This window comes from Streptomyces sp. MJM8645 (genome assembly GCF_001625365.1).
In the GTDB taxonomy this organism is placed as follows: Bacteria; Actinomycetota; Actinomycetes; order Streptomycetales; family Streptomycetaceae; genus Kitasatospora.
In genome coordinates this window covers 1,887,608-1,912,899 of the sequence record NZ_LJJF01000001.1, presented here as the reverse complement: position 1 = coordinate 1,912,899, position 25,292 = coordinate 1,887,608, and the positions used below count along the sequence as shown (strand labels likewise).

The following is a 25,292-nucleotide window of genomic DNA, read 5'->3' as shown; positions in this document are numbered from 1 at the left end:
GACGGGCCCGGACGCGACGGAGTGGCGGGCCCGGACACGACGAAGGAGCCCCGGACATGACGAAGGAGCCCCGGACATGACGAAGGAGCCCCGGACATGACGAAGGAGCCCCGGCCGCGGCTGCGGCACGGGGCTCCTCGGTTCGGTCGGGTGTGGCTGAGGGGCCGGGCGGGCTAGAACACCGGCTGGCCGGCGCGCACCAGGCGCCAGGAGTCGGTGAAGAAGTCGGCCGGGTCGATGACGCCCTTGGCCTTCACCCAGGCGATCATCGTGTTGCGGATCTCGTCCGAGTTCGACCAGACCAGCTTGGCCTGCGCCACGTGCGGGAAGTTGCCGCCGCCGTTGGCACGGTAGTTGTTGACCGCCAGGACGAACTGCGCGGCCGGGTCGATCGGCTTGCCCTGGAACGACAGGTTGACGATCCGCCGGCCCTTCGGCTGCGCGATGTCGATGTCGTAGCTCAGCCCGTACAGCGAGTCGTAGTTGTAGTCCGGCGTGGTCTCCGCACCGGTCAGCGCGTCCTTGTCGACCGGCGCGCCCGGGGCCAGCTGGTTGTAGTACTTGGCCGAGAACTCCAGGTAGTCCTTCAGCTGCGCACCCGTCAGGACGCGCGCCTCCAGGGTGTTCTCGTAGATGTACAGACCCGCCGCGTCACGCAGCTTCACCTGGCCCGCCGGGATCAGCGCCGTCCGGTTGAACGGCGCCGCCTGCGCCAGCACCGGCAGGTTGGCGTACTGCCCGCCCGCCAGCGCCGCCTTCACCGCGTCCGCCTGCACCCGGCCGATCAGGTCGATGATCGGGGTCGCCCGGAACCGCGCCTCGGCGATCGACAGGTCCGTCTTGCAGGTGCCGATCTGCTGGTTGACGTACGCCACGACCTTCTTGTGCTGCTCGGTCAGCGCGTCCACGATCTCCGGGTTCTCCGGCACGGTGTTGGAGTTCAGCACCCGCGAGGACACCGAGAGGACCTTCCACGCGCCGTCGGCGAACTCGACGTCGAAGTCGAAGCAGCTCAGGCGCTGGCCCCAGCACAGCGGCTCGGAGAGCACCACGGTCTTACCGGTCTTCTTGTTGACGATCAGCCGCTGCGCCACCTCCTTGTGGGTGTGGCCCACCAGCACCGCGTCGATGCCCGGAACGGTCTCGGCCATCTCACCGGAGGCGTCCTCGGGCCAGGGCAGCTGGTCGCCGTAGGTGGTCGGCTCGTCGATGCCGGAGTGGGCGGAGACGACGATGACGTCCGCGCCCGCGGCCTTCATCCGGGGCACGTACTTGGCGGCCGTCTCGACGATGCCCGGGAAGACCATCTTGCCGGTGACGTTGGCCTTGTCCCAGATCGCGATGCCCGGGTTGGTGAGGCCGAGGATGCCGACCTTCAGCGGGGTGTCCTCGTCCAGCCACACCTCCTTGATCACGTACGGCTTGAAGGCCGGCTTCTCGTTCTTCGCGTGCAGCGCGTTGGCGCCCAGCAGCGGGAACTCCAGCTGGTCCTCGAAGGCCTTCAGGGTGGGGATGCCGTAGTTGAACTCGTGGTTGCCGAGCGCGGCGGCGTCGTAGCCCATGAGGTTCATGGCGACGGCCATCGGGTGGTCGGGCACGTTGTCGCCGTCGGTGGCGATCGGCTCGATCCGGGCGTAGTAGTAGGTCAGCTGGGTGCCCTGGATGATGTCGCCGGAGTCGATCAGTAGGCAGCGGTCCCAGCCCTTCTCCTCGCGGACCTGGTTGGCCAGGGTGGAGATCTTGGCGAGGCCGACGTCGTTGTGCGCCTTGTCGGCGTACACGGCGTCGGTGAAGTAGTCCCAGTTGAGCACCCGGCCGTGCAGGTCGGTGGTGCCCATGACGGTGAAGGCCTGCTTGCGGCCCTTGCGCTTGCCCTTGGCGGCCGCCGGAGCCGGCTCGGCGGCCACGGCGGCGGGGGCGGCGGCGGCGACTGCTCCGCCGGTCAGGGCGGCGCCGGCGGCGGTGGCGGCGGACCGGGTGACGAAGTCACGGCGGTTCAGGGGCATGGACGACTCTCCCGGGTGGGGACTGACGGGCCGATGGACCGTCAACTGGTGTTCGGGTGGCGTGCCGACGCGCATCGACGCGCGTAGAAGGACGCGCGTAGAAGTGTGCCGTGCGGGCCCGGCCGGTGAATAGCCCTCCGACGTTTCCAGCAGGTGAGATCTTGGCGACTCGTTCGTGACGGGGGTGCGCGGAGGGTGGGGTGGTAAGGGGTTCCGGCCTGGTCCTGCCTGGGCTTTTTCAGGCAGGACCCTCAGTTCAGCTCCGCGACCAGCCGGCGCACCTCGCGGCCGAGCTCCGCCTCCGGGTCCGGCGCGTCCGGCCCCGCCCACGGCCGCCAGGTCAGCGCCCGCAGGTAGCCGGCCACCGCCACCGGCAGCCGGTGCCGCACGATCTCCGCCGGCACCGGCCCCGGCCCCGCCGAGCGCAGCGCCGCCAGCAGGCCCGCCACCCCCGCCGAATCCGGCAGCGGCACCGTGGCCAGGTAGTCGGACAGCGCCGCGAGCTCGGGATCGGGCCGCGGTGCGGGTTCCGGTGCGGGCTCCGGTTCCGACCTGGGCGTCGGTTCCGGCCTGGGCGTCGACGGCAGCGGAGGCGCCAGCGGATCGACGGGCGGCTCCACGGGCAGGACGACGGGCGGCTCCGTCCGCGGGCCCGGCGTCAGCAGCGCGCCCGCCCCGTACAGCCCCGCCACCACCGCCGGCCACCACGCCCCGCCCAGCCCGGCGAAGTGCAGCCCCAGCCCCACCGCGCCGCCCCCGCAGCCGACCAGGTTCCGGGCCGACTCCAGGTACCGCAGCACCCGCCGGCCGGCCCCGTCACTGGTAGCCACGAATCTCCTCGAACACCCCGTCCAGCGAACCCGACCCGTCGAACAGCTTGCCGCCGCTCACGTCCGCGATCCCCTGCAACTGGCCCACCGCCGCCTCCCCGAACTTGATCGGGAACACCGGGATCGACTTCTGCCCGGACGGCAGCCCGTCGTGGAACCGCTTGAAGTCCCCGTCCGAAGCCCCCTCGTTGCTCTCCCCGTCGGTCATCAGCACGATCGACGTGAACCGGTCGTCCCCCGCTGCCGACTGCTGCCGGTCGATCACCCGGTACGCCTCCTCCAGCGAGTCGTACAGCGCCGTACCCCCCGACGCCGCCAGCGACTGCACGTCCGCGTTGATCGACGCCAGCTCCGCCTCCGGACCCGGCTTGCTCCCCGAGGCCGGCACCGCGTGCGTCCTCGCCCACTTCACCTTCGACGCGAAGGAGATCAGCGTCACCTCCTCGCGGTCCCGGAACCGGCGCACCGCCCGGGTGTCGTCCGCCCCCGTCAACCGGCCCAGCGCCGACTTCAGCGCCGAGATCCGCGAACCCTCCATCGACCCCGAGGTGTCCAGCACGTACACCGTCCGCGACGGCCGCCGCAGCTCGTTCTGGTACGAGGCCAGCAGCCCGTCCGCCACCGCCCGGCTCCCCGGGAACGGCAGCTCCCGCCGCCGGTCCGCCGGCAGCCCGGCCGCCGGCGACACCCCCGGCGCCACCGGGCGGCGCAGCGTCACCTCGGAGATCCGTTTCTGCACGTCCTCCTTCAACAGGTACGCCGTCAACCGCTGGAAGGAGTCCCGCTCCCGCTGCGCGGACGAGGACAGCAACGACAGCGGATAGTCCGCCGACACCACCCCGTCCACCGGGCGGATCACCGTCAACTGCTGGTCCGCCGCCAGCGACTTGTTCATCGACAGCAGCACCGACTCGTAGTTCACCAGCGCCCCGACCTTGCCCGGCTCCGCCCGGGTGTACGCCTGCGCCAGCCAGCCCGAGGAACCCGACGTCAGCTTCTGGCCGGTGAAGAACTGCTTCAACTGCGGCGCCGCCTTCTGCACGTCCCCCTCGGTCAGCGCCGCCCCCGCACCCGAGAACGCCGACGCCACCGCCACCAGCGTCGAGAAGCCCGAGTTCGACCGGGACGGGTCCGCCATCCCGTACGCCAGCTTCCCGGCCGACGCCGCATCCCCGATCTGCGCCCAGGAGACCTTCGAACCGTCCCCCCAGCCGAGCTCGTTGAGGACCGAGGAGCGAACCCCCACCGCGACCGGCGACACCATCACCGGCGTCTCCGACAGCACCTTCGACTTCCCCGCGTCATCCAGCCGCAGGTACTGGTTGGACGGGAACCACACCGCGTCGTACTTGCCGTCCGCCCGGCCCGAGGACACCGCGTCCGCGCCGTCCAGCGAGCCCGTCCAGGAGAACTGCACCGTCACCCCGGTCGCCTTCCTGGCGTCTTCCAGGATCGGCGCCAGGTCCTGCAGCTCGCTGCCGGCCAGCACCCGCAGCACCCCCGGCTGCGCCGTCGTGGCCGGCGGGTCGGACGGCTTCGGGCCCGGCGGGGTGGAGGTGCAGGCGGCGGCCGCCAGCAGGGTCGCCAGCGCGGCGACCGTCCAACTGTGCTTCTTCATCCGGGAGTTCACTGAGCCTTCCCCTTGGCGGCCTTGATCAGCCTGGTCAGGATGTCGGGCACGGGAATCTGCGGCTGGTTGACCTTCGCCGCCGCGAGATTGGGCGCCAGGACCGGGGTCTTGCCCTTCACCAGCGCGGCGAAGGCATCCGGGTCGTCCTGCGGACGGAAGCCGAACTTCGCCTCCAGCCGGCGCAGTTCGGCGTTGTCGTGCAGCTGGGCGGCCAGCCGCCGGCCGTTCGGCGTGCGGCCGACGATGGTGTGGTCGGTGTAGATGGTGGTGTCCGGGTACAGCACCACCATGTCGCCGGTCGACTCGCCCTTCAGCACCATCGCGGCGGCCTGCGACTCGTACGCGAGCACCAGCGGATTGCCGACCCCGGCCAGGAAGGCCTTGAACGGCTCGTCGCTGCTGCTCTTCTGGCCGCCCTGGATCGCCGTCGCCGTGCGCAGCACGTCCTTGGTGGCGTCGATCCCGGCCTGGTCGTAGACCACCTGGCGGTTGTTCAACAGGTACGACAGCAGGGCGATGTGCAGCGCCCCCGAGGAGGACGTCTCCGGGTCGGTGGTGGTGAGGAACACCGGGCCCTTCAACTCCGCGTGCTCGGTCGCGCCCGCGAGGTCCGGCCAGGTGCGGCCGGCCTTCAGCGCGGCCAGGTAGGCGTCCATCCGGAACGTCCACAGCCCGGTGGAATGGTCCAGGGTGGCCAGGCCGTTGCCCATCAGGACATCCGCCACCGGGCGGTGCGCGAGGATCACCAGCGGCGAGTAGAACGGCTGGACCGGGACCTCCTTGATGTTCCAGTCCACGCGCAGCTTGTCGGCCGGCGGCTGACTGGCCGGGAACGCGAAGTCCTTCGCGTCGCCGTCCATCAGCCAGGAGCCGATGCTCTCCGCGTTCACCTTCATGCCCTGCTTGGCCAACTCGGCGACGACCTGCGGATCCTGGAAGAAGTCGCGCTTCTCCGAACCGATCAGGCCGGAGACGGTGACGATGTCGCCGCCCGGGTCGTCCTGCGGGATCAGTGCGTACGTCACCCCGCCCAGCAGGGCCAACGCCGCCAACACCCCCAGAGTGCGTCTCATGCCGAACGCCTCCCCCTCGTCCGCTACGTCGTCCGGGTGGTCACCCGGGGGTGACGAGCGTCCCGCCGGGCGGGGAGCGGCGGCCGAACCGGCGGTGAACCAAGGGTGAACACCCCTTCACGGGTTCGCATCGGAAGGCCGGACGGCGACGGCACCCGGGCAGGTGCTCGCACACCGGTCCGAGGATGTGTCAGATTGTTCAACTCGCCTTACGGCAAAGGTCATCCCGCCGTCCGGACCCGCGTCGTGGTTACGCGCCGGTAATGCCTACCCTCAGCAGTATGCGCCGAGCAAAAATCGTCTGCACCCTCGGGCCGGCCACCGACTCGTACGACCAGATCAAATCCCTGGTCGACGCCGGAATGGACATCGCCCGCTTCAACCTCAGCCACGGATCCCACGACGAGCACGAGGAACGCTACCGCCGCGTCCGCAAGGCCGCCGACGAGAGCGGCCGCAGCGTCGGCATCCTCGTCGACCTTCAAGGCCCGAAGATCCGGCTCGACACCTTCGCCCACGGCCCCGTACTTCTCGAACGCGGCGACGAGTTCACCATCTCCACCGACAACGGCGTCGTCGGAGACAAGGACATCTGCGGCACCACCTACCCCGGCCTCGCCGCGGACGTCACCCGCGGCGAACGCATCCTCGTCGACGACGGCCGGGTCACCCTGGAGGTCGTCGAGGTCGACGGGCCGCGCGTGCGCTGCCTCGTCATCGAAGGCGGCCTCGTCTCCGACCACAAGGGCCTCAACCTCCCCGGCGTCGCCGTCTCCGTCCCCGCACTCAGCGACAAGGACGTCGCCGACCTGCGGTGGGGCCTGCGCACCGGCGCCGACCTGATCGCGCTCTCCTTCGTCCGCAGCGGCCGCGACATCGAGGACGTCCACCGGATCATGGCCGAGGAGGGGCGCCTCGTCCCCGTCATCGCCAAGATCGAGAAGCCGCAGGCGGTCGACAACCTGGAATCCATCGTCGACGCCTTCGACGGCATCATGGTGGCCCGCGGCGACCTGGGCGTGGAGATGCCCCTCGAACAGGTCCCGCTCGTCCAGAAGCGCGCCGTCAAGCTCGCCAAGCGCAACGCCAAGCCGGTCATCGTCGCCACCCAGATGCTCGACTCGATGATCAACGCCTCCCGGCCCACCCGGGCCGAGGCCTCCGACGTCGCCAACGCCGTCCTCGACGGGACCGACGCCGTGATGCTCTCCGGCGAGACCTCCGTCGGCAAGTACCCCGTCGAGACCGTCAAGACCATGAGCCGCATCATCGAGGCCGCCGAAACCGACATCCTCGCCGCCGGACTGCCGCCCCTGACCACCGGCAACAAGCCGCGCACCCAGGGCGGCGCCGTCGCCCGCGCGGCCGCCGAGATCGGCGACTTCCTGGACGCCAAATACCTCATCGCCTTCACCCAGTCCGGCGACACCGCGCGCCGGCTGACCCGCTACCGCTCACCCATCCCCGTCCTCGCCTTCACCTACGAACCCGCCGTCCGCAGCCAACTCGCCCTCACCTGGGGCGTCGAGACCTTCCTCGGCCCCTTCGCCCCCACCACCGACCAGATGGTCGAACAGGTCGACGCGGCCCTCCTGTCGCTCGGCCGCTGCCAGAAGGGCGACATCGTCGTCATCACCGCCGGCTCCCCGCCCGGCCTCGCCGGCTCCACCAACCTCGTCCGCGTCCACCACGTCGGGACCCTGGACAACTGACCGGCGCGGCGCGGCCCTTCCGGAGGGGCCGCGCCGCCACTGTCAGTACTTGGGGCCGATGTGGGCGTCCATGAGGGCGACGGAGTCCTTGCGGGCGACGGAGATATTGGTGGCACCGGTCGGCCGGGCCGCGGCCTTCCACTGGACGCCGACGGCGTCGAGGGTGGCGGTGAACAGGCCGATGATGTCGGTCGAGGTGTTGGTGAAGAAGTAACGCGGGTACTCGTAGCGCTTCTTGACGCCGCCGACCATTCGCGTCGTCCAGTTGGTGATGCGGCAGCCGTCGGAGTGGATCAGGCCGCGCAGGAACTCCCACGGATGGGCGTCGACGATCTCCTGCTGCCAGGGTTCCAGGGCTATGGTGCGTTCGTGCTTCTTGCCGGGACCGTGTTGGGGGAAGTGGCAGGTCAGGTGATTCGAGTAGAGCTTGACGTCGTGACAGCCGGTCCGTCGGACTCTGCAGGGCTTGTTCCTGGGAAAGACCAGGCGCATGGCGTTTTCGACGGAGTCGGTGATTCCCGGCCAGTGATCGTCACAGGTGATCTGAAGGCTCTGCGTCCTGCGGTACTCGTTGGGGAGCAGGATGTGGCCGTCGCCGAGGTAGAGGCCGAGTAGGTAGGAGTAGGCGCCGCGGTCCAGGTCGTCGCCGTAGCAGTGCATGCATGTGGAACGCTTGCGGCCGGGGAGCTGATGGCGTTTGGCGAGGTCTTGATGCTTCCACCAGGAGACCGTGCCAGGAGAGACCCGGAGTCGTCGGGCGACATCGGCATTGCGTACACCTCGACGGAGGAGGTGTACGGCTTGTTCGCGCACAGAGGGAGACGTCATGTGCGTCAGATTGGAACTCGACAGGCCGGACCGTGGACCCTTTGGATGTGATCCACTAGATGAGGTGAATTTCCCTAAGCCTGGGAATGCGAGAAAAATTATGGTGCCGAGTGTGGGATTCGAACCCACACGCCCTTTCGAGCAATCGCTTTTGAGGCGATCGTGTCTGCCCTTCCACCAACCCGGCAAGTTCGCGCCCGTGAAGGATACCCTGTGAGCGCTGTTGGGCGCAGCTAGGTACCCTCGTGCATGCAGTACCCCGCCGGAACTAGGAGCCCCGTGAGCACCGCCGACGAGCAGGCACAGCCGCTTGAGACCGATTCGCCCCAGATCACTCGGATTGTGATCGCCGAGGATGAGGCGCTGATCCGCCTTGACCTCAAGGAGATGCTCGAAGAGGAGGGGTACACCGTCGTCGGTGAGGCCGGGGACGGGGCTACGGCGGTGAAGCTGGTGGAGGAGCTTCGGCCGGACCTCGCGATCTTCGATGTGAAGATGCCGGTGCTGGACGGGCTCTCCGCCGCCGAGCAGATCCACGAGAAGCACCTGGCGCCGGTTCTGATGCTGACGGCGTTCTCGCAGCGGGAGCTGGTGGACCGGGCGCGGGACGCCGGGGCGATGGCGTACATCGTGAAGCCGTTCAGCAAGGCGGATCTGGTGCCGGCGATCGAGATGGCGGTGTCGCGGTACACCGAGATGCGCACGCTGGAGGAGGAGATCGCGGATCTCACCCAGCGGCTGGAGACCCGGAAGCTGGTGGACCGGGCGAAGGGCGTGCTGCAGACGAAGTTCGGGCTGAACGAGCCGGCGGCGTTCCGGTGGATCCAGAAGACGTCGATGGACCGTCGGATGACGATGGCCGCGGTGGCCGAGGCGGTCATCGAGGAGGGCGCGGCCCAGGACCGCAAGAAGGCGGACGAGGACGCGTCCGAGTAGACGGATGCGAGGAGGGCCCGGCAGATCTCATCTGCCGGGCCCTTCGTGCGTGGAGGCGTGGATGCGTGGATGCGTGGAGGCGTCAGTCCTCGCCGAGGTAGGCCTTGCGGACGGATTCGTCGTGCAGGAGGTCGGCGCCCGTCCCGGAGAGGACGATGCGGCCGGTTTCCATGACGTAGCCGCGGTCGGAGAGGGAGAGGGCGGCCTGGGCGTTCTGTTCGACGAGCAGGATGGTCGTGCCGGAGGCCTTGAGTTCGATGATGGTCGCCATGATCTTCTGCATCATCAGCGGTGACAGGCCCATGGACGGCTCGTCGAGCATGAGCAGTTTGGGCTGGGACATCAGGGCCCGTCCCATGGCGAGCATCTGCTGTTCGCCGCCGGAGAGGGTGCCGGCGGCCTGGCGGCGGCGTTCGCCGAGGATGGGGAAGAGGTCGTAGGCGCGGTCGACGTCGGCGGTGATGCCGGCGGTGTCGGTGCGCAGGAAGGCGCCGAGGAGGAGGTTCTCCTCGATGGTCATGCGGGGGAAGATGTGCCGGCCTTCGGGGGAGTGGGCGAGGCCGAGGGCGACGATCTTGTGGGCGGGGACGGTGCTGAGGTCCTGGCCGTCGAAGGCGATGCGTCCGGCGGTGGGTTTGAGGAGCCCGGAGAGGGTGCGCAGGGTGGTGGTCTTGCCGGCGCCGTTGGTGCCGATGAGGGTGGTGACCTCGCCCTGGTTGACGGTGAAGCTGATGCCCTTGACGGCTTCGATCTTGCCGTAGGCGACGCGGAGGTCCTCGACCTCGAGGAGTGCGGTCACTGGTCGGTCTCCGTAACGGTCTCCGCGACTGCGGGGGTGGTGCCTTCGAGCGGGGCGCCGAGGTAGGCGGTGATGACGCGTTCGTCGTTCTGGACGGTTTCGCGGTCGCCTTCGACGATCTTCTGGCCCTGGACGAGGACGGCGGTGCGGTCGCAGAGGTTGAAGATGAAGCGCATGTCGTGCTCGATGACGAGGATCGAGACGCCTTGGTCGCGGATGGCGAAGACGAGTTCCTCGGCGGCGCGGGTCTCCTGGGGGTTCATGCCGGCGGTGGGTTCGTCGAGCAGGAGGAGGCCGGGGTCGGAGGCGAGGGCGCGGGCGATCTCCAGCTTGCGCTGTTCGCCGTAGGGGAGGTTGCGGGCGAGGTGGTCGGCCTTGTCGGCGAGGCCGGTGAAGGCGAGGAGTTCCATGGCCTTCTCGCGGCTCTCGGCTTCGGCGCGGTGGTAGCCGGGGCCGCGGAGGATGGCGGAGAAGATGCCTTCCTTGGTGCGGGTGTGGCGGCCGACGAGGACGTTCTCCAGGACGGTCATGTTGGCGAAGAGCCGGATGTTCTGGAAGGTGCGGGCGACGCCGGCCTGGGTGACGAGGTGGGGCTTGGGCGGCAGGAGGGTGCCGCGGTAGCGGACGGCGCCCTCGGTGGGGACGTAGAGGCCGGTGAGGCAGTTGAAGAAGGTGGTCTTGCCGGCGCCGTTGGGGCCGATGAGACCGATGATCTCGCCTTCGCCGACGGTGAGGCTGACGTCGTTGACGGCGGTGAGGCCGCCGAAGCGCATGGTGACGCCGGTGACTTCGAGCAGGGGTGTGGCGGTGGTGGTCATCTGGGTGGTCACGCCCCTGCCTTGGTGAGTGCGGCGCCGTCGCCGGCGGGCTGGGCCGGGATGGCGGCCTCGTGGAACTCCAGTTGGCGGCGCCGGTTGGGGATGAGGCCTTCGGGGCGGACGCGCATCAGGATGATCAGGGCGGCGCCGAAGGCGAGCAGCTGGTAGTCGGAGAGGAATTCGAGCTTCTTGGGGATGAGGAAGAGGAGGGTGGCGCCGGCGAGGGGCCCGCTGATGGTGCCCATGCCGCCGAGGATGACGGCGGCGAGCAGGAACGCGGAGTTGGGCGGGAGGGCCTCGGCGAAGGTGTACTGGTCGGGGGTGACGGTGTAGCTGACGTGGGCCTGGACGGTGCCGGCGAGGCCGGCGAGGCAGGCGCCGAGGGCGAAGGCGAGGAGTTTGAGGCGGAAGCCGTTGATGCCCATGGCTTCGGCGGCGGTCTCGTCCTCGCGGATGGCGACCCAGGCGCGGCCGATGCGGGAGTTGCCGACCCGGGCGAAGACGAGCACGACCAGGGCGGTGACGAGGAGCATCAGCAGGTAGTAGTTGGAGAAGCGGCCGAGTTCGATGCCGGCGACGGTGTGCGGCTTGCCGAGGTCGAAGCCGAGGATCTCCAGGTCGGGGATCCGGGGGATGCCGTTGGAGCCGTTGGTGACCTTGGGGCCGGTGGTGCCGTTGAGGTTGAGCATGGTGATGCGGAAGATCTCGCCGAAGCCGAGGGTGACGATGGCGAGGTAGTCGCCGCGCAGGCGCAGCGTGGGGGCGCCGATGAGGACGCCGAAGACCATGGAGACGGCGGCGCCGGTGAGCATCGCGGCCCAGAACGGGAACTGGACGTGGATGGGGGAGGCGGGGGAGCCGGAGACCAGGGCGGCGGCGTAGGCGCCGACGCCGAGGAAGGCGACGTAGCCGAGGTCGAGCAGGCCGGCGAGGCCGACGACGATGTTGAGGCCGAGGGCGACGGTGGCGAAGATCAGGATGTTGGTGGCGACGGAGGTGTACTGGTCGCTGGTCTGGGTGAAGGGGAAGCTGGCGGCGGCGGCGAAGGCGGCGCCGGTGGTGACGGGGCGGTGCTTGACGGTCAGGGCGCGCAGCCGGGCGAGCAGGCCGGACCGGGTGAGGGCGGGGACGACGAGGGCGGCGAGCAGCAGGTAGCCGATGAAGAGTTCGCCGTACTCGGTGTCGATGCCGAAGGTGATCGTGAACAGTCCGAGGCCGAAGGCCAGGACGATGGTCAGGACTTCGGCCCAGGAGGGGAGTTGGCGCGGCGCGGGCAGCGGCCGGTCGACGGTGCCCAGGCGCAGCCAGGTGTGGGCGAGGTGGCCGAGCTGGAGGAGCAGGACGACGCCGGCGGCGATGGCGAGGGCGCCCGCGAGGGCGGTCATCACGGGGGCGACGGGCTGGTCGCCGGGGATGGCGTGGGCGGCGAACCAGCCGGCGGGGGCGACGGGGACGAGCAGGAAGAGGCGCCTGTCGAGGATGCGCAGCGGGACGCGGGTGCGGCGGTCGAGGGGCAGGCCGAGGGCGCCGATGACGGTGAGGAGGCCGCCGGCGGCGAGGATCCAGCCGCCGGCTTCGAGGTTGGCGAGGCCGCCGAGTTCGGTGGCGATGGCGGCGACGGAGAAGACGCTGACGGCGAGGGCACCGGTGGCGGCGTAGAGGACGGCGTTGTGGCTGCGGCTGGGGGCGGCCCAGCGCAGGCCGGGGGTGCCGTGGGTGGCGAGGAGCAGGAGGAGGGTGAGGAGTCCGGCGGCGAGGGCGAGCCATTGGAGGCCGGCGGGGGAGCCGGTGTAGGTGAGGTCGCCGGGGAAGTCGGAGGTCCAGGTCCAGGGGAGGGCGGCGGAGGCGGCGGTGGTGAGGGCGCCGAGGCCGGTGAGGGCGGTGGCGGCGCGGGCCGGCAGGGGGATGACCGGGGTGGTTTCGGTGGTGGTGGTCATGGTGGTCACGCCCTGTCCGCGACGCGCTCGCCGAGCAGGCCCTGGGGCCGGACGAGGAGCACGAGGATGAGGAGTACGAAGGCCCAGACGTCCTTCCAGGCGCCGCCTCCGAAGAGGTGCATGCCGGGCAGGTGCTGGATGTAGCCGGTGGCGAGGCTTTCGGCGAGGCCGAGGGCGATGCCGCCGAGCATGGCTCCGTAGATGTTGCCGATGCCGCCGAGGACGGCGGCGGTGAAGGCCTTGAGGCCGAGGATGAAGCCCATGCGGAAGTCGACCTGGCCGCTGCGCAGTCCGTAGGCGACGGCGGCGACGGCGGCGAACGCGGCGCCGATGGCGAAGGCCATGACGATGATGCGGTCGGTGTCGATGCCCATGAGCTTGGCGGTGTCGGGGTCCTGGCTGGTGGCCTGCATGGCGCGGCCGGAGCGGGTGCGGGTGACGAACCAGCCGAGGGCGAGCATGCACAGCGGGGCGGCGATGAGCAGGAAGAGGTCGCTGCGCTGGATGGTGACGGAGCCGAGGCTGAAGGGGTCGCCGGGGATCTTGGGGAAGACCCGGGCCTTCTTGGCGTCGGGGTAGAAGGAGAAGACGAGTTGCTGGAGGAAGATGGACAGCCCGATCGCGGTGATGAGGGGGGCGAGTCGGGGGGCGTTGCGCAGGGGCCGGTAGGCGAAGCGCTCGGCGGCGACGGCGGTGAGGGTGGAGACCAGGATGCCGGCGATCAGCATGAGCGGCAGGGCCAGCCACAGGGTGGTGCCGCCGGGGAGGGCGAGGTAGGCGGTCAGGGCGCCGAAGCCGCCGACCATGACGATCTCGCCGTGGGCGAAGTTGATGAGCTGGACGATGCCGTAGACCATCGTGTAGCCGATCGCGACGAGTCCGTAGAGGGCGCCGAGGATCAGGCCGTTGGCCAGCTGCTGCGGTAGGTCGTGCACCGCTGGGCCTCCGTAGTGCGTTCGGGGTGTCCGTGTGGGTGGTGGATGTGGGGGCGCGCGGGGGCACTCGTGGCGCCCCCGCGCGCTGTGCTGCTGGATGGTGGTGCGGGCCGGCTCAGCCGTTGAGGTTCAGACGCTGAAGGTTCAGTCGTCGAGGGCTCGGCCGCTGAGGTTCAGCCGTTGGAGGTTCAGCCGCTGAAGGTGCCGGTCTTCTCCACGGTCCACTTGCCGTCCTTGACGGTGTAGACGGTGAGTTGCTTGTTGGTGGTGTCGCCGAACTCGTCGAAGGAGACCTTGCCGGTGACGCCGTCGAAGGAGACCTTCTGGACGGCGTCGACGACGGCGGCGCGCGGGTTGGCGGGCAGCTTGCCGTTGTTGGCGGCGGCGACGGCCTTGACGGCCTGGATGATGGCCCAGCCGCTGTCGTAGGAGTAGCCGCCGTAGGTCTCGTAGGGGTCCTTGTAGCCGGCGGCCTTGTAGTCGGCGATGAACTTGGCGGCGGTGGGGAGTTGTTCGACGGCGCCGCCGACGGCGGTGGCGTAGTCGCCGGCGCTCTTGGGGTTGAGCTTGATGAAGTCGGCGCTCTGCATGCCGTCGCCGCCCATCAGCGGGATGTTGACGCCGGCGTCCTTGAGCTGGAGGGAGAGCGGGCCGGCGGCGGGGTACTCGCCGCCGTAGTAGACGGCTTCGGCGCCGGAGGTCTTGACCTTGGTGACGATGGCGGAGAAGTCGCGGTCGTCGGGGTTGACGTGCTCCTCGCCGACGATGTTGCCGCCCTGCTTGGTGAATTCGGCCTTGAAGGTGGCGGCGAGGCCGGCGCCGTAGGTCTTCTGGTCGTCGATGAGGAAGACCTTGGACTTCTTGGCGTCCTTGGCGAGGAACTGGGCGGCGAAGGGGCCCTGGACGGCGTCGGTGGTGGCGGTGCGGAAGTAGGTCTTGAAGGGGCGCTTCTTCTCGCCGGTGACCCACTTCTCGCCCTGGCTGAGGGCGACGCCGGTGTTGGCGGGGGAGATCTCGACGAGGTTGGCGTCGTTGAAGATCTGCTGCATCGACTGGGCGACGCTGGAGTTGAGCGGGCCGACGACGCCGAGGACGCTGTTGTCGGCGACGAGCTGGGTGGCGTTCTGCTGGCCGGGGCCGGGCTTGGCGGTGTCGTCCAGGGCCTTGACCTGGAACTTGACGCCGGGGACCTCGTTCTGTTCGTTGGCCTTCTTGACCGCGAGGTCGACGGAGTTGCGGATGCCGATGCCGATGGCGGAGAGGTCGCCGGTGAGCGGGGCGTCGATGCCGATGGTGACGGTGGTGGTGGAGCCGCTGTTGCCGCTGCCTCCGTCGGCGGACTTCTTGTCGTCGCGGGAGCCGCACGCGCTGAGGCTCAGGGCGCCGATCACGGCAATGCTCACGACAATTGCGGAACGGTGACGCACGAGGGTCCCCTTCGGTTCGGGAGGCGCCGCGCCTGAGTTGGCGGGAGCCGGGATGCGCGGAGGGCCGGGCCCAATCCGTTGGCGCGGTGACTGGCCGTGACTCTAGATGCCTCTGGGCGACTCGGGCAGTGGTGTGGCGAGGCTGTGATTCTCTTGTTATGAGCACACAGAGCAGTTGTCTCAGCATGTGGTCGTTTTGGCGCGACCGATCCGCCGATGTAGGGCGTTTAGGGGCTGTTGGGGCAATGTAAGGGCCAGAAATGGGGGTTGCAGCTGGCCTGGTCGATAGTCGGACGCTCATGTCCGATTCACTTGTTCCGGTCATGATCGTTCGTATTTCGGACAGCGAGGGCATGGCGAAGGAGCCCCGGGCTGCCTGCGGGCCTCGGAGCGGGCCATTGCTCGGATTTTCTGCCTGCTACGCAGAGTCACCTGCGCGGATTCCGGGCATGCTGCCGCGTCGGCCGCGCCCGGACATGCCGCCGCCCCCTTGTCCAGACCAACGCCTGCCCAGGGTGGCGGAAGGTCAAACAAGGGGGCGGCCAAGGGATTTGATGATCCGTCGGCACCGGGAAGAGTCCCGGCGCGGGGTCAGAGGTCGCGCAGCATGCAGGTCAGCCGGCAACTGGTGACCCGCTTGCCGGTGTCGTCGGTGATCGCGATCTCGTACGTGGCGGCGGTGCGGCCCTTGAACACCGCCGTCGCCACCCCGGTGACCAGCCCGGAGGTGGCCGAGCGGTGGTGGGTGGCGTTGAGGTCCACCCCGACCGCGTACCGGCCGGGGCCCGCGTGCAGCATCGCGCCGATCGAGCCCAGCGTCTCGGCCAGCGCCGCCGACGCGCCGCCGTGCAGCAGCCCGTACGGCTGCTGGTTGCCCTCCACCGGCATGGTGCCGACCACCCGGTCGCCGGAGGCCTCGACGATCCGGATGCCGAGCTTCTCGCCGAGGGCGCCGCCGGAGAAGGTCTGCGGATCGACGCCGAGCTTGGCGAAGTGGTCCAGCACGTCCTGCGGGACCTTCAGGACGGGGGCCGCGTCGGGGGCCGCGTCGGGGGCCGCGTCGGTCATGGGGAACTCCTGCCGCTCGGGGATCGTCATCGTGCTGCCTGTGATCGTACGACCGTCCTACTCGGCGGTAGCGGCCGTGTCCGGGGCCGGGGCGCGTCCGGGGTCGGGGCGCGTCAACGGACGCCCCGGGCGCGGCGGCCCCCGGCGTGCCCCGCCGCCCGCGCCCGGCACGGCGTCCGATCGGCACGGCGCCCCTTTTGTCGGTGCCGGGCCATAGGATCGGTGGCCGGTAGTGGAATCGGCAGGAACGGGACGTTGACGTGGCTACGCAGAGTACGGACAAGGGCGCGACGGGTGGCGGCGGGGCCGGCCCGCGGCCCCGGCTGATGCTGCTCGACGGGCACTCGATGGCCTACCGGGCCTTCTACGCCCTGCCCGTGGAGAACTTCAATACCTCCACCGGCCAGCCCACCAACGCGGTCTACGGCTTCGCCTCGATGCTCGCCAACACCGTCCGGGACGAGCAGCCCACCCACCTCGCCGTCGCCTTCGACCTCTCCCGGCAGACCTTCCGCTCCGTCGAGTTCCCCGACTACAAGGCCAACCGCGCCAAGACGCCGGACGAGTTCCGCAGCCAGGTCCCCCTGATCGGCGAACTGCTCGACGCGATGAACGTCCCCCGGCTGACGGCCGAGGGCTTCGAGGCCGACGACATCATCGCCACCCTGGCCACCGCCGCCGAGGCGGCCGGCTACGACGTCGACATCGTCACCGGCGACCGCGACTCCCTCCAGCTGGTCACCGACCACATCACCGTCCTCTACCCGACCAAGGGCGTCTCCGAGCTCACCCGCTACACCCCGGAGAAGGTCGCCGAGAAGTACGGCGTCACCCCGCGCCAGTACCCGGACCTCGCCGCCCTGCGCGGCGACCCGTCCGACAACCTGCCCGGCATCCCCGGCGTCGGCGAGAAGACCGCCGCCAAGTGGGTCAACCAGTTCGGCTCCTTCGACGAACTCGTCTCCCGCGCCGACGAGGTGAAGGGCAAGATCGGCGAGAAGCTGCGCGAACACCTCGACTCGGTCAAGCGCAACCGCGTCCTCACCGAGCTCGTCCGCGACGTCGAACTCCCGCTCGGCGTCGGCGACCTGGCCCGCGCGCCGTTCGACAAGGCCGCCGTCGGCACGCTGATGGAGTCGCTGGAGTTCCGCAACGCCAACTTCCGCGACCGCGTCCACGGCATCGACCCGGCCGCCGGCGAGGAGGAGGCCGCGGCCGAACTTGCCCCCGGCGTCGAGGTCGACGGCGAACTGCTCACCGACCCGGGCACGCTGGCCGGCTGGCTGCGCGAGCACGCTGCCGACACCAAGGCCCCCGTCGCCCTCGCCGCCGTCTACCAGTGGGCGCTCGGCACCGGCGAGGTCGCCGAAGTCGCCCTGGCCGCAGGGGAATCCGCCGCCTGGTTCGACCCGGCGCAGCTCGCCGAGGAGGACGAGCGGGCCTTCGCCGCCTGGCTCGCCGACCCGGCCGCCCCCAAGGCCCTGCACATCGCCAAGCAGGTCATGCGGGCCTTCGCCGAGCGCGGCTGGGCCATCGAGGGCGTCGTCGCCGACACCGCCCTCGCCGCCTACCTGGAGAAGCCCGGCCGCCGCACCTTCACCCTGGAGGTGCTCGCCGAGGAGTACCTGGCCCGCTCGCTCACCCCCGCCCCCGCCACCGAGGACGGCCAACTCGCCTTCGACGCCCCGGAGGAGGACCCTGCGGCCGGCGCCCAGGCGCTCATGCTCCAGGCCCGCGCCGTCCTCGACCTCGCCGCGCTCTTCGACACCCGCCTCGCCGAGGTCGGCGCCACCGGGCTGCTGCGCGACATGGAGCTGCCGATCGCCGCCCTGCTGGCCCGGATGGAGCGCACCGGCATCGCCGCCGACCGCCCCTGGCTCACCAGCCTGGAGGCGCAGTTCGCCACCGAGATCCAGCGCGTGGTCGAGGAGGCGCACGCCGCCGCCGGGCGCGAGTTCAACCTCGGCTCGCCCAAGCAGCTCCAGGAGATCCTCTTCGGCGAGCTCGCCCTCCCCAAGACCAAGAAGATCAAGACCGGCTACACCACCGACGCCGACGCGCTCACCTGGCTCGCCACCCAGACCGACAACGAACTGCCGGTCATCCTGCTGCGCCACCGCGACCAGGCCAAGCTGCGCACCACCGTCGAGGGCCTGCTCAAGACGGTCTCGCCCAAGGGCCGCATCCACACCACCTTCAACCAGATGGTCGCCGCCACCGGCCGGCTCTCCTCGCAGGACCCGAACCTGCAGAACATCCCCGTCCGCACCGAGGAGGGCCGCGCCATCCGCCGCGCCTTCGTCGTCGGCGAGGACTACGAGTCGCTGCTCACCGCCGACTACTCGCAGATCGAACTGCGCATCATGGCCCACCTCTCCGAGGACGAGGCCCTGTTGGAGGCCTTCGCCACCGGCGAGGACCTGCACACCACCGTCGCCTCCCAGGTCTTCGAGGTCCCGGGCACCGCGGTGGACGCCGAGATGCGCCGCAAGATCAAGGCGATGTCCTACGGCCTCGCCTACGGGCTGTCCGCGTACGGGCTCTCGCAGCAGCTCGGCATCAAGCCCGGCGAGGCCCAGGGCCTGATGGACACCTACTTCGAGCGCTTCGGCGGCGTCCGCGACTACCTGCGCCGGGTCGTCGACGAGGCCCGCGCCACCGGCTACACCGAGACGCTGCTCGGGCGCCGCCGCTACCTGCCGGACCTCAACAGCGACAACCGCCAGCGCCGCGAGATGGCGGAGCGGATGGCCCTCAACGCCCCGATCCAGGGCTCGGCCGCCGACATCGTCAAGATCGCCATGCTGCGGGTGGACGAGGCGCTGCGCGCCGCCGGCCTCACCTCCCGGATGCTGCTCCAGGTGCACGACGAAATCGTGCTGGAGCTGACCCCGGGCGAGCGCGAGCAGGTCGAGGCGATCGTCCGCGAGCAGATGGCCGGCGCCTACCCGCTGCGCGCCCCGCTGGACGTCTCGGTGGGCGTCGGCGCCAACTGGGAGGCCGCCGCGCACTGATACGGCGGCGCGGTGCGGTTCTCGGCGGGCCCGGACACGGCTGGTGTCCGGGCCCGCCGCTACGATCTGCCGGTCCGTTGCGCAGTGGGCACGACGATCGGCGGATGGCGGAGAGCCCCTTGGTGATCCAGAATGGTTCGATGGTCACGCTTGAGACTCCGCGTCTGATCCTGCGTCGCTGGCGCGAGGAGGACGTCGCGCCCATGGCCGCCGTCAATGCCGACCCCGAGGTCATGCGGTGGATCCGTGACGGCAGCGTCCGTGACGAACAGCAGACCCGCGGCGGGATCCAGGCCTGGGAGAGCGAGTGGGAGGCGCAGGGCTTCGGCCTGTTCGCCGTGGAGATCCGGTCCACGGGCGAGCTGGCCGGGTTCACCGGCCTCTCGGTCCCCGGCTTCCTGCCGGAGGTACTGCCGGCGGTCGAGGTCGGTTGGCGGCTGGGACGTTCCCACTGGGGGCGGGGCTTGGCCACCGAGGCCGCTGCGGCCGCTGTGCGGTTCGGGTTCGAGGAGCGAGGGCTGGAGCGGATCGTCAGCATCACCCAGGTGGGCAACGATGCCTCCGAACGGATCATGACCAAACTGGGGATGCGGCTGGCCCGTGAGACCGTCAGTCCCGCCGGCGGTCGGCGAGTGCGGGTGTTCGCGTTGTCGTCGGACCAGTACGCCGCAACCACTCGGCACTGAGCGCGGCCACCTGCCCGGCGGTCCCGCCGGTGCCCGGGAGTCGGCTGCTCACCGTCTCCCCTGCGTCGGCTACTCCACTGCGTCGGCTACTCCACTGCGTCGGCTACTCCGCTACTCCCCTGTGTCCGCTACTCACCTGCGTCCGCTACGCCCGCGCGGTGCAGGAACGCCTCGACGAGGCGGTCGGTGAAAGCCTCGTCCACGGGTTCCGCCGTCACCAGGACGCGGTGGTAGAGCGGTCCCACGAGTTGGTCGATCTCCGCCGCCATGTCGAGTCCGGTGGCGAGCTGGCCGCGTTCCACCGCGCGTTCCAGCGGGAGCCGGTCGCGTCGGCGCTGTTCGTCGAGGTACCCGGACCGCAGGGCGGCGGCGAACGCGGGATCGTGCTGGGCGTGCCCGATGAGGGCCTTGAAGACGGCGCCCGCGTCGGACCGGGTGAGGAACAGGGCCAGTTGGCGCAGGTGGGCGCGTAGGTCCGGGGCCAGGTCGCCGTGGTCCGGCGGGGTCAGGGCTTCGGCCGCGTCCTGGAGGAAGGCGTCCAGGAGGATGTCGGTCTTGGTCTTCCACCAGCGGTAGACGGTCTGCTTGGCGACGCCCGCCCGGGCGGCGATGCCCTCGATGGTGACGCCGGTGAAGCCCTTCTCGACCAGAAGGTCGTCGGCCGCCTCCAGTACTGCCTGCCGGGCCTGTTCGCTGCGGCCGTGCCGGTTGCCGTGATGGCGTGCCGCCGGTTGCGGCCCGGCCGCCGCGGCGGCCGTACTTCCTCGTTCCATGTCTGCCTCCTGGGGCCAGGGTAGGCCAGAACCGCTAGACGCAACGCAACGGTGCGTCTAGTCTAGGCCCATGGCACCCACCAACACCCTCGAAGACCCCCGCGTCGCCACCGCCCTCGACCGGATGTTCCGGCATGCCGAGCAGGACGAGGAGGCCAGCAAGCGGATCCGGGCGGCGTGGCCCCAGGGCTCCGCGCCCCTCGGCCCGCAGGAGCAGGCCGACGCCAACGCCGAGGTGTACATGCCGATTTCGGCCCAGGGCGGCCGCCTCCTCTACAACCTGATCCGGGCCACCCGCCCCGCCACCGTCGTCGAGTTCGGCACGTCCTTCGGCATCTCCACGCTCCATCTCGCCGCCGCGGTGCGCGACAACCGGACGGGCCGGGTGATCAGTACGGAACTGAGCGCCGCCAAGGCCGCGGCCGCCCGCCGGACGTTCGCCGAGACGGGACTGGACGACCTGATCACCGTCCTCGAAGGAGACGCCCGCGACACCCTCGCCGCAGTCGCCGGCTCCGCGGACTTCGTCCTCCTCGACGGCTGGAAGGACCTGTGCCTGCCCGTCCTGCGACTCCTCGAACCCCGCCTCGCGCCCGGCACCCTCGTCGTCGCCGACGACGTCGACCTGGAGGCCCTCGCGCCCTACCTCGACTACGTCCGCGACCCCCGCAACGGCTACCAGAGCGTCACGTTCCCCGTGGAGGACGGAATGGAGATCAGCTGCCGCCTCTAGACCCGTGTGGCGTCGCGATCAGGCGTGGGTATCGCCTTCTTCGTGGGGGCGGGACCCGGCAGGACACTGGTCGTGACGCGTGGGCAACTCACGAATGCCCAGCGCAAGTTCATCGGGCTGCCCCTGCCGATCGGCAGGTACGGCCCGTACCCCGAGTGCTCGCGGGAGCAGAGCAGCTCCGGCCGGGCCGGTGGCGGGGGGAGCGCAGGAAGTCGGCGGGGCCGACTTCTGGTGCAGGAGGCTGGGCGGCGGCGCGGTGATGCGGCCGGTGGCGGCCCAGGGCCGGACGGCCGGTCGGGCGGAGGAGCCGAAGGCTTCGGCGAGCAGGACGTGGAGCAGCAGTCCGGCGGCCGTGGCGAACAGGAGGGGGGAGGAGTCCCGGTCGTAGCCGGCCCGGTCGATCAAGCGGTACCCCCGGGCGGACGGGACTCCGTCAGGTCGCCGGGGGCGAGGAACCGGCGGACGTCCGAGGCGAGACCGGCCAGCTGTTCCCCGGCCTCCAGCCACGTGGTGACCGAGGCCTCCCAGGAGGCGTCCCGACCGATCCGCGGGCGGACGGTCCAGGTGAGGCCGACGTGGCCCCCCGGGCGGAAGACGGCCCGGAGGGCGAGGCGGTGGGTGTACCAGGTGCGCTCCGCCTCCCAGCCCCGGTAATCGGCGGCCAACTCGTCGAGGAAGTCGGCCGGATGGTCCGGGCCCCAGGCCCAGGCGATGACCGAGTCGAGCCGGGCCCGAAGGCCTTCGGCGTGCAGTTCCACGGCGAAGCCGGTGCCGTGCTCGTCCGGGAAGTGGCGGTCGGTGAGCCTGACCCGGGTGGCCGGGTCGTTGCGGCAGCGGACGTCGACGGCCGGCGCGTCGGTGGGGTCGGTGCGCTGGTCGCTCATCCGCCGGACGATAGGCGGCGCGGTGCCGGAAGTCATCGTGATTTCGGCCTGGCCTGGCCTGGCCCGGTGCGATCGTGCGGGCGGAGCCGGCGGCCCGGAGGGGCGGCCTCGGAAAAGGACGCGCGCCGCTGCGCCCGGCCAGGCGATCATGGCTGCCATGACGGATGCAACCGGAGCGGAGCCGTTGGGCGTGTGCCTCGTGGCCAATGTCGCTCAGGAGACCGGTCACGGCGAAGGCGGGTCGGAGATCCGCGAGGGGCTGCGGCACTTCGCGCCGGGGGCGAAGGTGTGGATCGCGCCGCCGGCCTGGGGCGACGGCGGTGACTGCGTCATCGTGGCCGGACGTCATCGGGGCAACAGCCGTCGTTACGTGCGGATCGTGATCAAGAGTCGGTTCCTGGTGAACTTCCGGGTCCATGCCGTCTACAGCCCGGCGCTGGTGCGTGCGTTGACGGAGGCGGGGCCCGGCGAGGAGAAGGATTTCGGCGCCCGCTTCCTGTGGGACCCGGAGCAGGCGGAGAGCTGGGCGCGATCCCGGAACACGCCGAGGACGGGCTGAGACCGGGCCGAGGGCGGCCTGAGGGCGGCGAAGCCGGCGTGCCGGTGGGGCGGCGCGCCGGGAACACCTCCGGGTCAGCCCGCGAGGTGCTCCAGGAGCAGCGGCACGATCCGCTCGGCGTCGGCCTCCGGCAGCCAGTGGGTGGCGCCCTCCAGCGCAACGAACCGGTACGGGGCGCTGACGTGCTTGGCCGTCAGGTCGGCGGCGTCGCGGCCCAGGGCGCGGTCTTCGGTGCCCCAGACGAAGAGCGTGCGGACGGTGATCTCGCCGGCCGGCACCCGGAGTTCCTCGTTGATCGCCCGGTACCAGTTGAGCCCGGCCGTCAGCACGCCCGGCTCGGTCAGCCGTCGGACGTTGGACTCGGCCTGGTCCGTCGGCAGCGCGCCCCGGTAGATCGCGCGCAGCCTGGCCGCGTCGTCGGTCAGCATGGCCTGCTCGGCCACGTGCTCCGGCAGGCGGAACTCCCTGATGTACTGGGAGCGTTCGCGCTGGTCGCTGTCGTTGTTGAGGGCCTCGTAGAGCGCCTCGGGGTGCGGGGTGGAGAGCACGGTCAGGCTGTGCAGCCGCTCCGGGTGGGTGGAGGCCAGCGCCCAGGCGACGAGGCCGCCCCAGTCGTGGGCGACCAGGTGGAAGCGGGGCGCGTCCAGGGCGTCGGCGAAGCCCAGCGCGTCCGCGACCAGCAGCTCGACGGAGTAGTCCGCGATGTCCGCGGGGCGGGCGTCGGGGGAGTAGCCGCGCTGGTCCACCGCCACCGCGCGGTAGCCGGCCGCGGCCAGCGCGGTCAGCTCGGCGCTCCAGCAGTCGGCGAACTCGGGGAACCCGTGCAGCAGCAGCACGAGCTCCCCGTCGGCGGGCCCGGCGGCCAGCCCGTCGAAGGTGTGCCGGCCGACGGTCAGACGGACGGCGCTGGGCAGGGGTGAGGACATGGTCAGCTCCTGTTGGTAGTACGTCAACAGAACGATCACATCACAGGGTTGGGAGGGCGAACGCGGCGGCCGGCCGCGGCGCGCGGTGCGGTGGCCGACGCCGGTGCTCGCCCTTGGCGCGAGGGCCCAGGCGCAGGAAGTCGGCGGGGCCGACTTCCTGCGTCCAGCTCGGCCCGGCGCTGCCGACGATCACGCGCGCTGGGCCACCGCCTTCGAGGTCCCGGTCAGGCAGGTTCCCCGGTGAACAGGAAGTCGTCGGCGGTGGCACCCATCAGAAGTTCGTCGTAGGGATGACTGGGCGGCCTGAAGCGGCGGATGATCGACGAGGATCGTTGCCATGACCTACGTGATCGAAGCTGCTCGTCCGGGCGACTCCGCGCAGCTGGGGCCGTTGCTGCTGAGGGCTTGGCTGCAGACATACCCCAACCCGGAGGTGGGGATCGACGAGGACTGGATCCGTGAGCATCGCGGCTCGTCAGCTACCACGGAAGGCATCAACCAGTGGCGGGAGTTCATCGAGACAGCGAACCAGGAGCCGGATCTGCTGTTCTGCCGTGTTCTCCGTTCTGAAACCGAGATCGTGGGCGTTCTCTGCGGGCGCCGCGGCGAGGTGGTCACTCTCGGACCGATGTATCTGCTGGAACACGTCCAGGGCCAGGGGCTCGGTGGCCGCATGATGACCGAGTTCCTCACCTGGGCCGGATCCGCACCCATATGCCTATGGGCCACCGACTACAACGACAGCGCGGTCCGCTTCTACCAGCGCCACGGATTCAAGGCCACGGGTGAGCGAGAGCTCTGGCAAGGAAGGCTGCCCAACCTCCGTATGACCCGCGAGGTCGCACCCGGCATCAACAGCTGAGCTACCCGCGTTGGCAGCAACTGCCTCGAAGGCCAGCTGCGGGAGAACCCACACCACGGGCTCGTGGGTGGGGCGAAAACAGACTCGACGGCCCGCCGCCCGAAGGGGCGGCGGGCCGTCCCGTGGACTGCTGCTGCTTCGTGAACATCCACGGTCCTCAAGATCGTCAACTGCTGCTCAAACCGGCAGACAAACGCTACTGCTAGAAGTGAACGAAGCCAGGGCGGTGTGCGGCAGATGGGTTCTGCGGGGCGCGCAGGAAGTCGGGTGGGTCGACTTCCTGTGTTCATGGGTGGGTTGTGTGGGTGGCTTGGGCTTGGTTTCGGCAGTGGGTGAGGGCGGGTTTGAGGCGGGGGTCGGGGGTGGTGGTGGTGAGGAGTTCGCTGGCGGTGGTGAGGGTGGTCCAGTAGTGGGTGGGGTTGCCGGTGGTGGGGTGGGGTTGGGTGGTGGTGAGGGAGAGGTAGGCGGTGGTGAGGTTGCCGGTGGTGAACCAGCGGGTGAGGCCGTGTTGGTGGCCGGCGCGGATGCTGCCGTGGGCGTCGATGGCGGTGGTGAGGAGTTCGATGATGGCGAGGTCGCGGTCGTCGGGGGTCTTGGGGATGTCGAAGACGCCGAGGGCTTCGAGGAGTTCGCCGGTGTCGTTCTCGGTGCCGGGGCGGGGGTTGGCGAGGAGGGCGTCGTAGCAGTCGTTGAGGCGGCGTTGGGTTTCGGCGGCGGGGATGCCGAGGGCGGTGCAGACGGCGCGGGCGGATCGGAGGGGGTGGCGGGTGTGGCGGGCGAGGGTGGCGTAGGTGTCGGCGGGGGTGGAGCCGGTGTCGAACAGGTGGCGGGCGGTGAGGGGGAGTCGCATGGTGGG

General features: G+C 70.4%; 22 protein-coding genes and 1 tRNA gene. 7 read left to right on the top strand and 16 right to left on the bottom strand.

Annotation, left to right across the window (positions count from 1 at the left end; all coding sequences use genetic code 11):
• Window positions 1–173: 173 nt before the first annotated feature.
• The 4 genes from A6F73_RS08130 to A6F73_RS08115 all read right to left on the bottom strand — a co-directional run bounded on the left by A6F73_RS08130 (window position 174) and on the right by A6F73_RS08115 (window position 5,539).
• The gene (locus A6F73_RS08130) at window positions 174–2,006 is read right to left on the bottom strand and encodes a 5'-nucleotidase C-terminal domain-containing protein (RefSeq protein ID WP_063347156.1); all 1,833 of its coding nucleotides are present in this window, start codon (window positions 2,004–2,006) and stop codon (window positions 174–176) included.
• A gap of 251 nt (window positions 2,007–2,257) precedes the next feature.
• A complete protein-coding gene (locus tag A6F73_RS08125; RefSeq protein WP_159398400.1) occupies window positions 2,258–2,836 on the bottom strand; it encodes a hypothetical protein in 579 nt (192 codons plus the stop codon).
• The gene (locus tag A6F73_RS08120) at window positions 2,823–4,454 is read right to left on the bottom strand and encodes a VWA domain-containing protein (RefSeq protein WP_063351039.1); all 1,632 of its coding nucleotides are present in this window, start codon (window positions 4,452–4,454) and stop codon (window positions 2,823–2,825) included. The genes A6F73_RS08125 and A6F73_RS08120 overlap by 14 nt, the downstream gene beginning before the upstream one ends.
• 8 nt (window positions 4,455–4,462) lie before the next feature.
• Entirely contained in the window at window positions 4,463–5,539 is a 1,077-nt protein-coding gene (locus A6F73_RS08115; protein WP_063347154.1) for a hypothetical protein, read from the bottom strand.
• A gap of 281 nt (window positions 5,540–5,820) precedes the next feature.
• On the opposite strand from A6F73_RS08115, the gene pyk reads away from it, so the two are divergent.
• On the top strand, window positions 5,821–7,251 hold the full coding sequence (pyk, locus tag A6F73_RS08110; protein WP_063347153.1) for a pyruvate kinase: 1,431 nt from the start codon (window positions 5,821–5,823) through the stop codon (window positions 7,249–7,251).
• Between the two features lie 42 nt (window positions 7,252–7,293).
• On the opposite strand, the gene A6F73_RS08105 is transcribed toward pyk, so the two are convergent.
• Window positions 7,294–8,079 (bottom strand): hypothetical protein, encoded by a 786-nt coding sequence (locus tag A6F73_RS08105; protein WP_063347152.1) that lies wholly within the window; start codon window positions 8,077–8,079, stop codon window positions 7,294–7,296.
• A gap of 101 nt (window positions 8,080–8,180) precedes the next feature.
• A tRNA-Leu gene (locus tag A6F73_RS08100) sits at window positions 8,181–8,266 on the bottom strand.
• 92 nt (window positions 8,267–8,358) lie between these two features.
• On the opposite strand from A6F73_RS08100, the gene A6F73_RS08095 reads away from it, so the two are divergent.
• A complete protein-coding gene (locus tag A6F73_RS08095) occupies window positions 8,359–9,015 on the top strand; it encodes a response regulator (protein ID WP_063347151.1) in 657 nt (218 codons plus the stop codon).
• 82 nt (window positions 9,016–9,097) lie between these two features.
• Here A6F73_RS08095 and A6F73_RS08090 read toward each other — a convergent pair whose 3' ends face one another.
• The 6 genes from A6F73_RS08090 to A6F73_RS08065 form a co-directional block, all read right to left on the bottom strand.
• Window positions 9,098–9,814, bottom strand: a complete 717-nt coding sequence (locus A6F73_RS08090) for an ABC transporter ATP-binding protein (protein ID WP_063347150.1) — start codon at window positions 9,812–9,814, stop codon at window positions 9,098–9,100.
• Entirely contained in the window at window positions 9,811–10,632 is an 822-nt protein-coding gene (locus A6F73_RS08085; RefSeq protein WP_063351037.1) for an ABC transporter ATP-binding protein, read from the bottom strand. Before A6F73_RS08085 ends, A6F73_RS08090 begins: the two co-directional genes overlap by 4 nt.
• 8 nt (window positions 10,633–10,640) lie before the next feature.
• Window positions 10,641–12,569 carry a branched-chain amino acid ABC transporter permease gene (locus tag A6F73_RS08080; RefSeq protein WP_063351038.1) on the bottom strand — a complete coding sequence of 643 codons (1,929 nt, stop codon included), beginning with the start codon at window positions 12,567–12,569 and terminating at the stop codon, window positions 10,641–10,643.
• Between the two features lie 5 nt (window positions 12,570–12,574).
• Entirely contained in the window at window positions 12,575–13,504 is a 930-nt protein-coding gene (locus A6F73_RS08075) for a branched-chain amino acid ABC transporter permease (protein WP_063347149.1), read from the bottom strand.
• A gap of 188 nt (window positions 13,505–13,692) precedes the next feature.
• Window positions 13,693–14,931, bottom strand: coding sequence for a branched-chain amino acid ABC transporter substrate-binding protein (locus A6F73_RS08070; RefSeq protein WP_063347148.1), 1,239 nt, complete (start codon window positions 14,929–14,931; stop codon window positions 13,693–13,695).
• Between the two features lie 591 nt (window positions 14,932–15,522).
• Complete coding sequence (locus tag A6F73_RS08065; protein WP_063347147.1) at window positions 15,523–15,999, bottom strand: hotdog fold thioesterase; 477 nt, start codon at window positions 15,997–15,999, stop codon at window positions 15,523–15,525.
• A gap of 326 nt (window positions 16,000–16,325) precedes the next feature.
• Here A6F73_RS08065 and polA point away from each other — a divergent pair, with 326 nt between their 5' ends.
• Window positions 16,326–19,013 carry a DNA polymerase I gene (polA, locus tag A6F73_RS08060; protein WP_063351036.1) on the top strand — a complete coding sequence of 896 codons (2,688 nt, stop codon included), beginning with the start codon at window positions 16,326–16,328 and terminating at the stop codon, window positions 19,011–19,013.
• Between the two features lie 140 nt (window positions 19,014–19,153).
• Window positions 19,154–19,699 carry a GNAT family N-acetyltransferase gene (locus A6F73_RS08055; RefSeq protein WP_079136226.1) on the top strand — a complete coding sequence of 182 codons (546 nt, stop codon included), beginning with the start codon at window positions 19,154–19,156 and terminating at the stop codon, window positions 19,697–19,699.
• Window positions 19,700–19,827: 128 nt separating this feature from the next.
• Here A6F73_RS08055 and A6F73_RS08050 read toward each other — a convergent pair whose 3' ends face one another.
• Window positions 19,828–20,472: a TetR/AcrR family transcriptional regulator gene (locus A6F73_RS08050; protein WP_063347146.1), complete on the bottom strand. Its 645-nt coding sequence runs from the start codon at window positions 20,470–20,472 to the stop codon at window positions 19,828–19,830.
• Window positions 20,473–20,542: 70 nt separating this feature from the next.
• Here A6F73_RS08050 and A6F73_RS08045 point away from each other — a divergent pair, with 70 nt between their 5' ends.
• Window positions 20,543–21,205, top strand: a complete 663-nt coding sequence (locus A6F73_RS08045; RefSeq protein ID WP_063347145.1) for a class I SAM-dependent methyltransferase — start codon at window positions 20,543–20,545, stop codon at window positions 21,203–21,205.
• Window positions 21,206–21,606: 401 nt separating this feature from the next.
• Here the strand turns inward: A6F73_RS08045 and A6F73_RS08035 are convergent, their stop codons facing one another.
• Entirely contained in the window at window positions 21,607–22,089 is a 483-nt protein-coding gene (locus tag A6F73_RS08035; RefSeq protein ID WP_244293328.1) for a DUF6228 family protein, read from the bottom strand.
• Window positions 22,090–22,246: 157 nt separating this feature from the next.
• Between A6F73_RS08035 and A6F73_RS08030 the strand changes: the two genes are divergently transcribed.
• Window positions 22,247–22,648 (top strand): hypothetical protein, encoded by a 402-nt coding sequence (locus A6F73_RS08030; RefSeq protein WP_159398399.1) that lies wholly within the window; start codon window positions 22,247–22,249, stop codon window positions 22,646–22,648.
• A 74-nt stretch (window positions 22,649–22,722) separates the two neighbouring features.
• Here A6F73_RS08030 and A6F73_RS08025 read toward each other — a convergent pair whose 3' ends face one another.
• Window positions 22,723–23,574, bottom strand: a complete 852-nt coding sequence (locus tag A6F73_RS08025; protein WP_063347142.1) for an alpha/beta hydrolase — start codon at window positions 23,572–23,574, stop codon at window positions 22,723–22,725.
• A gap of 337 nt (window positions 23,575–23,911) precedes the next feature.
• On the opposite strand from A6F73_RS08025, the gene A6F73_RS08020 reads away from it, so the two are divergent.
• Window positions 23,912–24,436, top strand: a complete 525-nt coding sequence (locus A6F73_RS08020) for a GNAT family N-acetyltransferase (protein ID WP_063347141.1) — start codon at window positions 23,912–23,914, stop codon at window positions 24,434–24,436.
• A gap of 286 nt (window positions 24,437–24,722) precedes the next feature.
• On the opposite strand, the gene A6F73_RS42485 is transcribed toward A6F73_RS08020, so the two are convergent.
• On the bottom strand, window positions 24,723–25,286 hold the full coding sequence (locus tag A6F73_RS42485) for a hypothetical protein (RefSeq protein ID WP_063347140.1): 564 nt from the start codon (window positions 25,284–25,286) through the stop codon (window positions 24,723–24,725).
• Window positions 25,287–25,292: the final 6 nt, after the last annotated feature.

Excerpts from the sequence above, each read along its gene's own strand:
- A6F73_RS08130 (WP_063347156.1), bottom strand. The coding sequence starts at position 2,006 with ATGCCCCTGAACCGCCGTGACTTCGTCACCCGGTCCGCCGCCACCGCC.
- A6F73_RS08120 (WP_063351039.1), bottom strand. The coding sequence starts at position 4,454 with ATGAAGAAGCACAGTTGGACGGTCGCCGCGCTGGCGACCCTGCTGGCG.
- A6F73_RS08115 (WP_063347154.1), bottom strand. The coding sequence starts at position 5,539 with ATGAGACGCACTCTGGGGGTGTTGGCGGCGTTGGCCCTGCTGGGCGGG.
- pyk (WP_063347153.1), top strand. The coding sequence starts at position 5,821 with ATGCGCCGAGCAAAAATCGTCTGCACCCTCGGGCCGGCCACCGACTCG.
- A6F73_RS08105 (WP_063347152.1), bottom strand. The coding sequence starts at position 8,079 with ATGACGTCTCCCTCTGTGCGCGAACAAGCCGTACACCTCCTCCGTCGA.
- A6F73_RS08085 (WP_063351037.1), bottom strand. The coding sequence starts at position 10,632 with ATGACCACCACCGCCACACCCCTGCTCGAAGTCACCGGCGTCACCATG.
- A6F73_RS08080 (WP_063351038.1), bottom strand. The coding sequence starts at position 12,569 with ATGACCACCACCACCGAAACCACCCCGGTCATCCCCCTGCCGGCCCGC.
- A6F73_RS08065 (WP_063347147.1), bottom strand. The coding sequence starts at position 15,999 with ATGACCGACGCGGCCCCCGACGCGGCCCCCGACGCGGCCCCCGTCCTG.
- polA (WP_063351036.1), top strand. The coding sequence starts at position 16,326 with ATGCTGCTCGACGGGCACTCGATGGCCTACCGGGCCTTCTACGCCCTG.
- A6F73_RS08055 (WP_079136226.1), top strand. The coding sequence starts at position 19,154 with ATGGTCACGCTTGAGACTCCGCGTCTGATCCTGCGTCGCTGGCGCGAG.
- A6F73_RS08050 (WP_063347146.1), bottom strand. The coding sequence starts at position 20,472 with ATGGAACGAGGAAGTACGGCCGCCGCGGCGGCCGGGCCGCAACCGGCG.
- A6F73_RS08045 (WP_063347145.1), top strand. The coding sequence starts at position 20,543 with ATGGCACCCACCAACACCCTCGAAGACCCCCGCGTCGCCACCGCCCTC.
- A6F73_RS08035 (WP_244293328.1), bottom strand. The coding sequence starts at position 22,089 with ATGAGCGACCAGCGCACCGACCCCACCGACGCGCCGGCCGTCGACGTC.
- A6F73_RS08030 (WP_159398399.1), top strand. The coding sequence starts at position 22,247 with ATGACGGATGCAACCGGAGCGGAGCCGTTGGGCGTGTGCCTCGTGGCC.
- A6F73_RS08025 (WP_063347142.1), bottom strand. The coding sequence starts at position 23,574 with ATGTCCTCACCCCTGCCCAGCGCCGTCCGTCTGACCGTCGGCCGGCAC.
- A6F73_RS08020 (WP_063347141.1), top strand. The coding sequence starts at position 23,912 with ATGACCTACGTGATCGAAGCTGCTCGTCCGGGCGACTCCGCGCAGCTG.
- A6F73_RS42485 (WP_063347140.1), bottom strand. The coding sequence starts at position 25,286 with ATGCGACTCCCCCTCACCGCCCGCCACCTGTTCGACACCGGCTCCACC.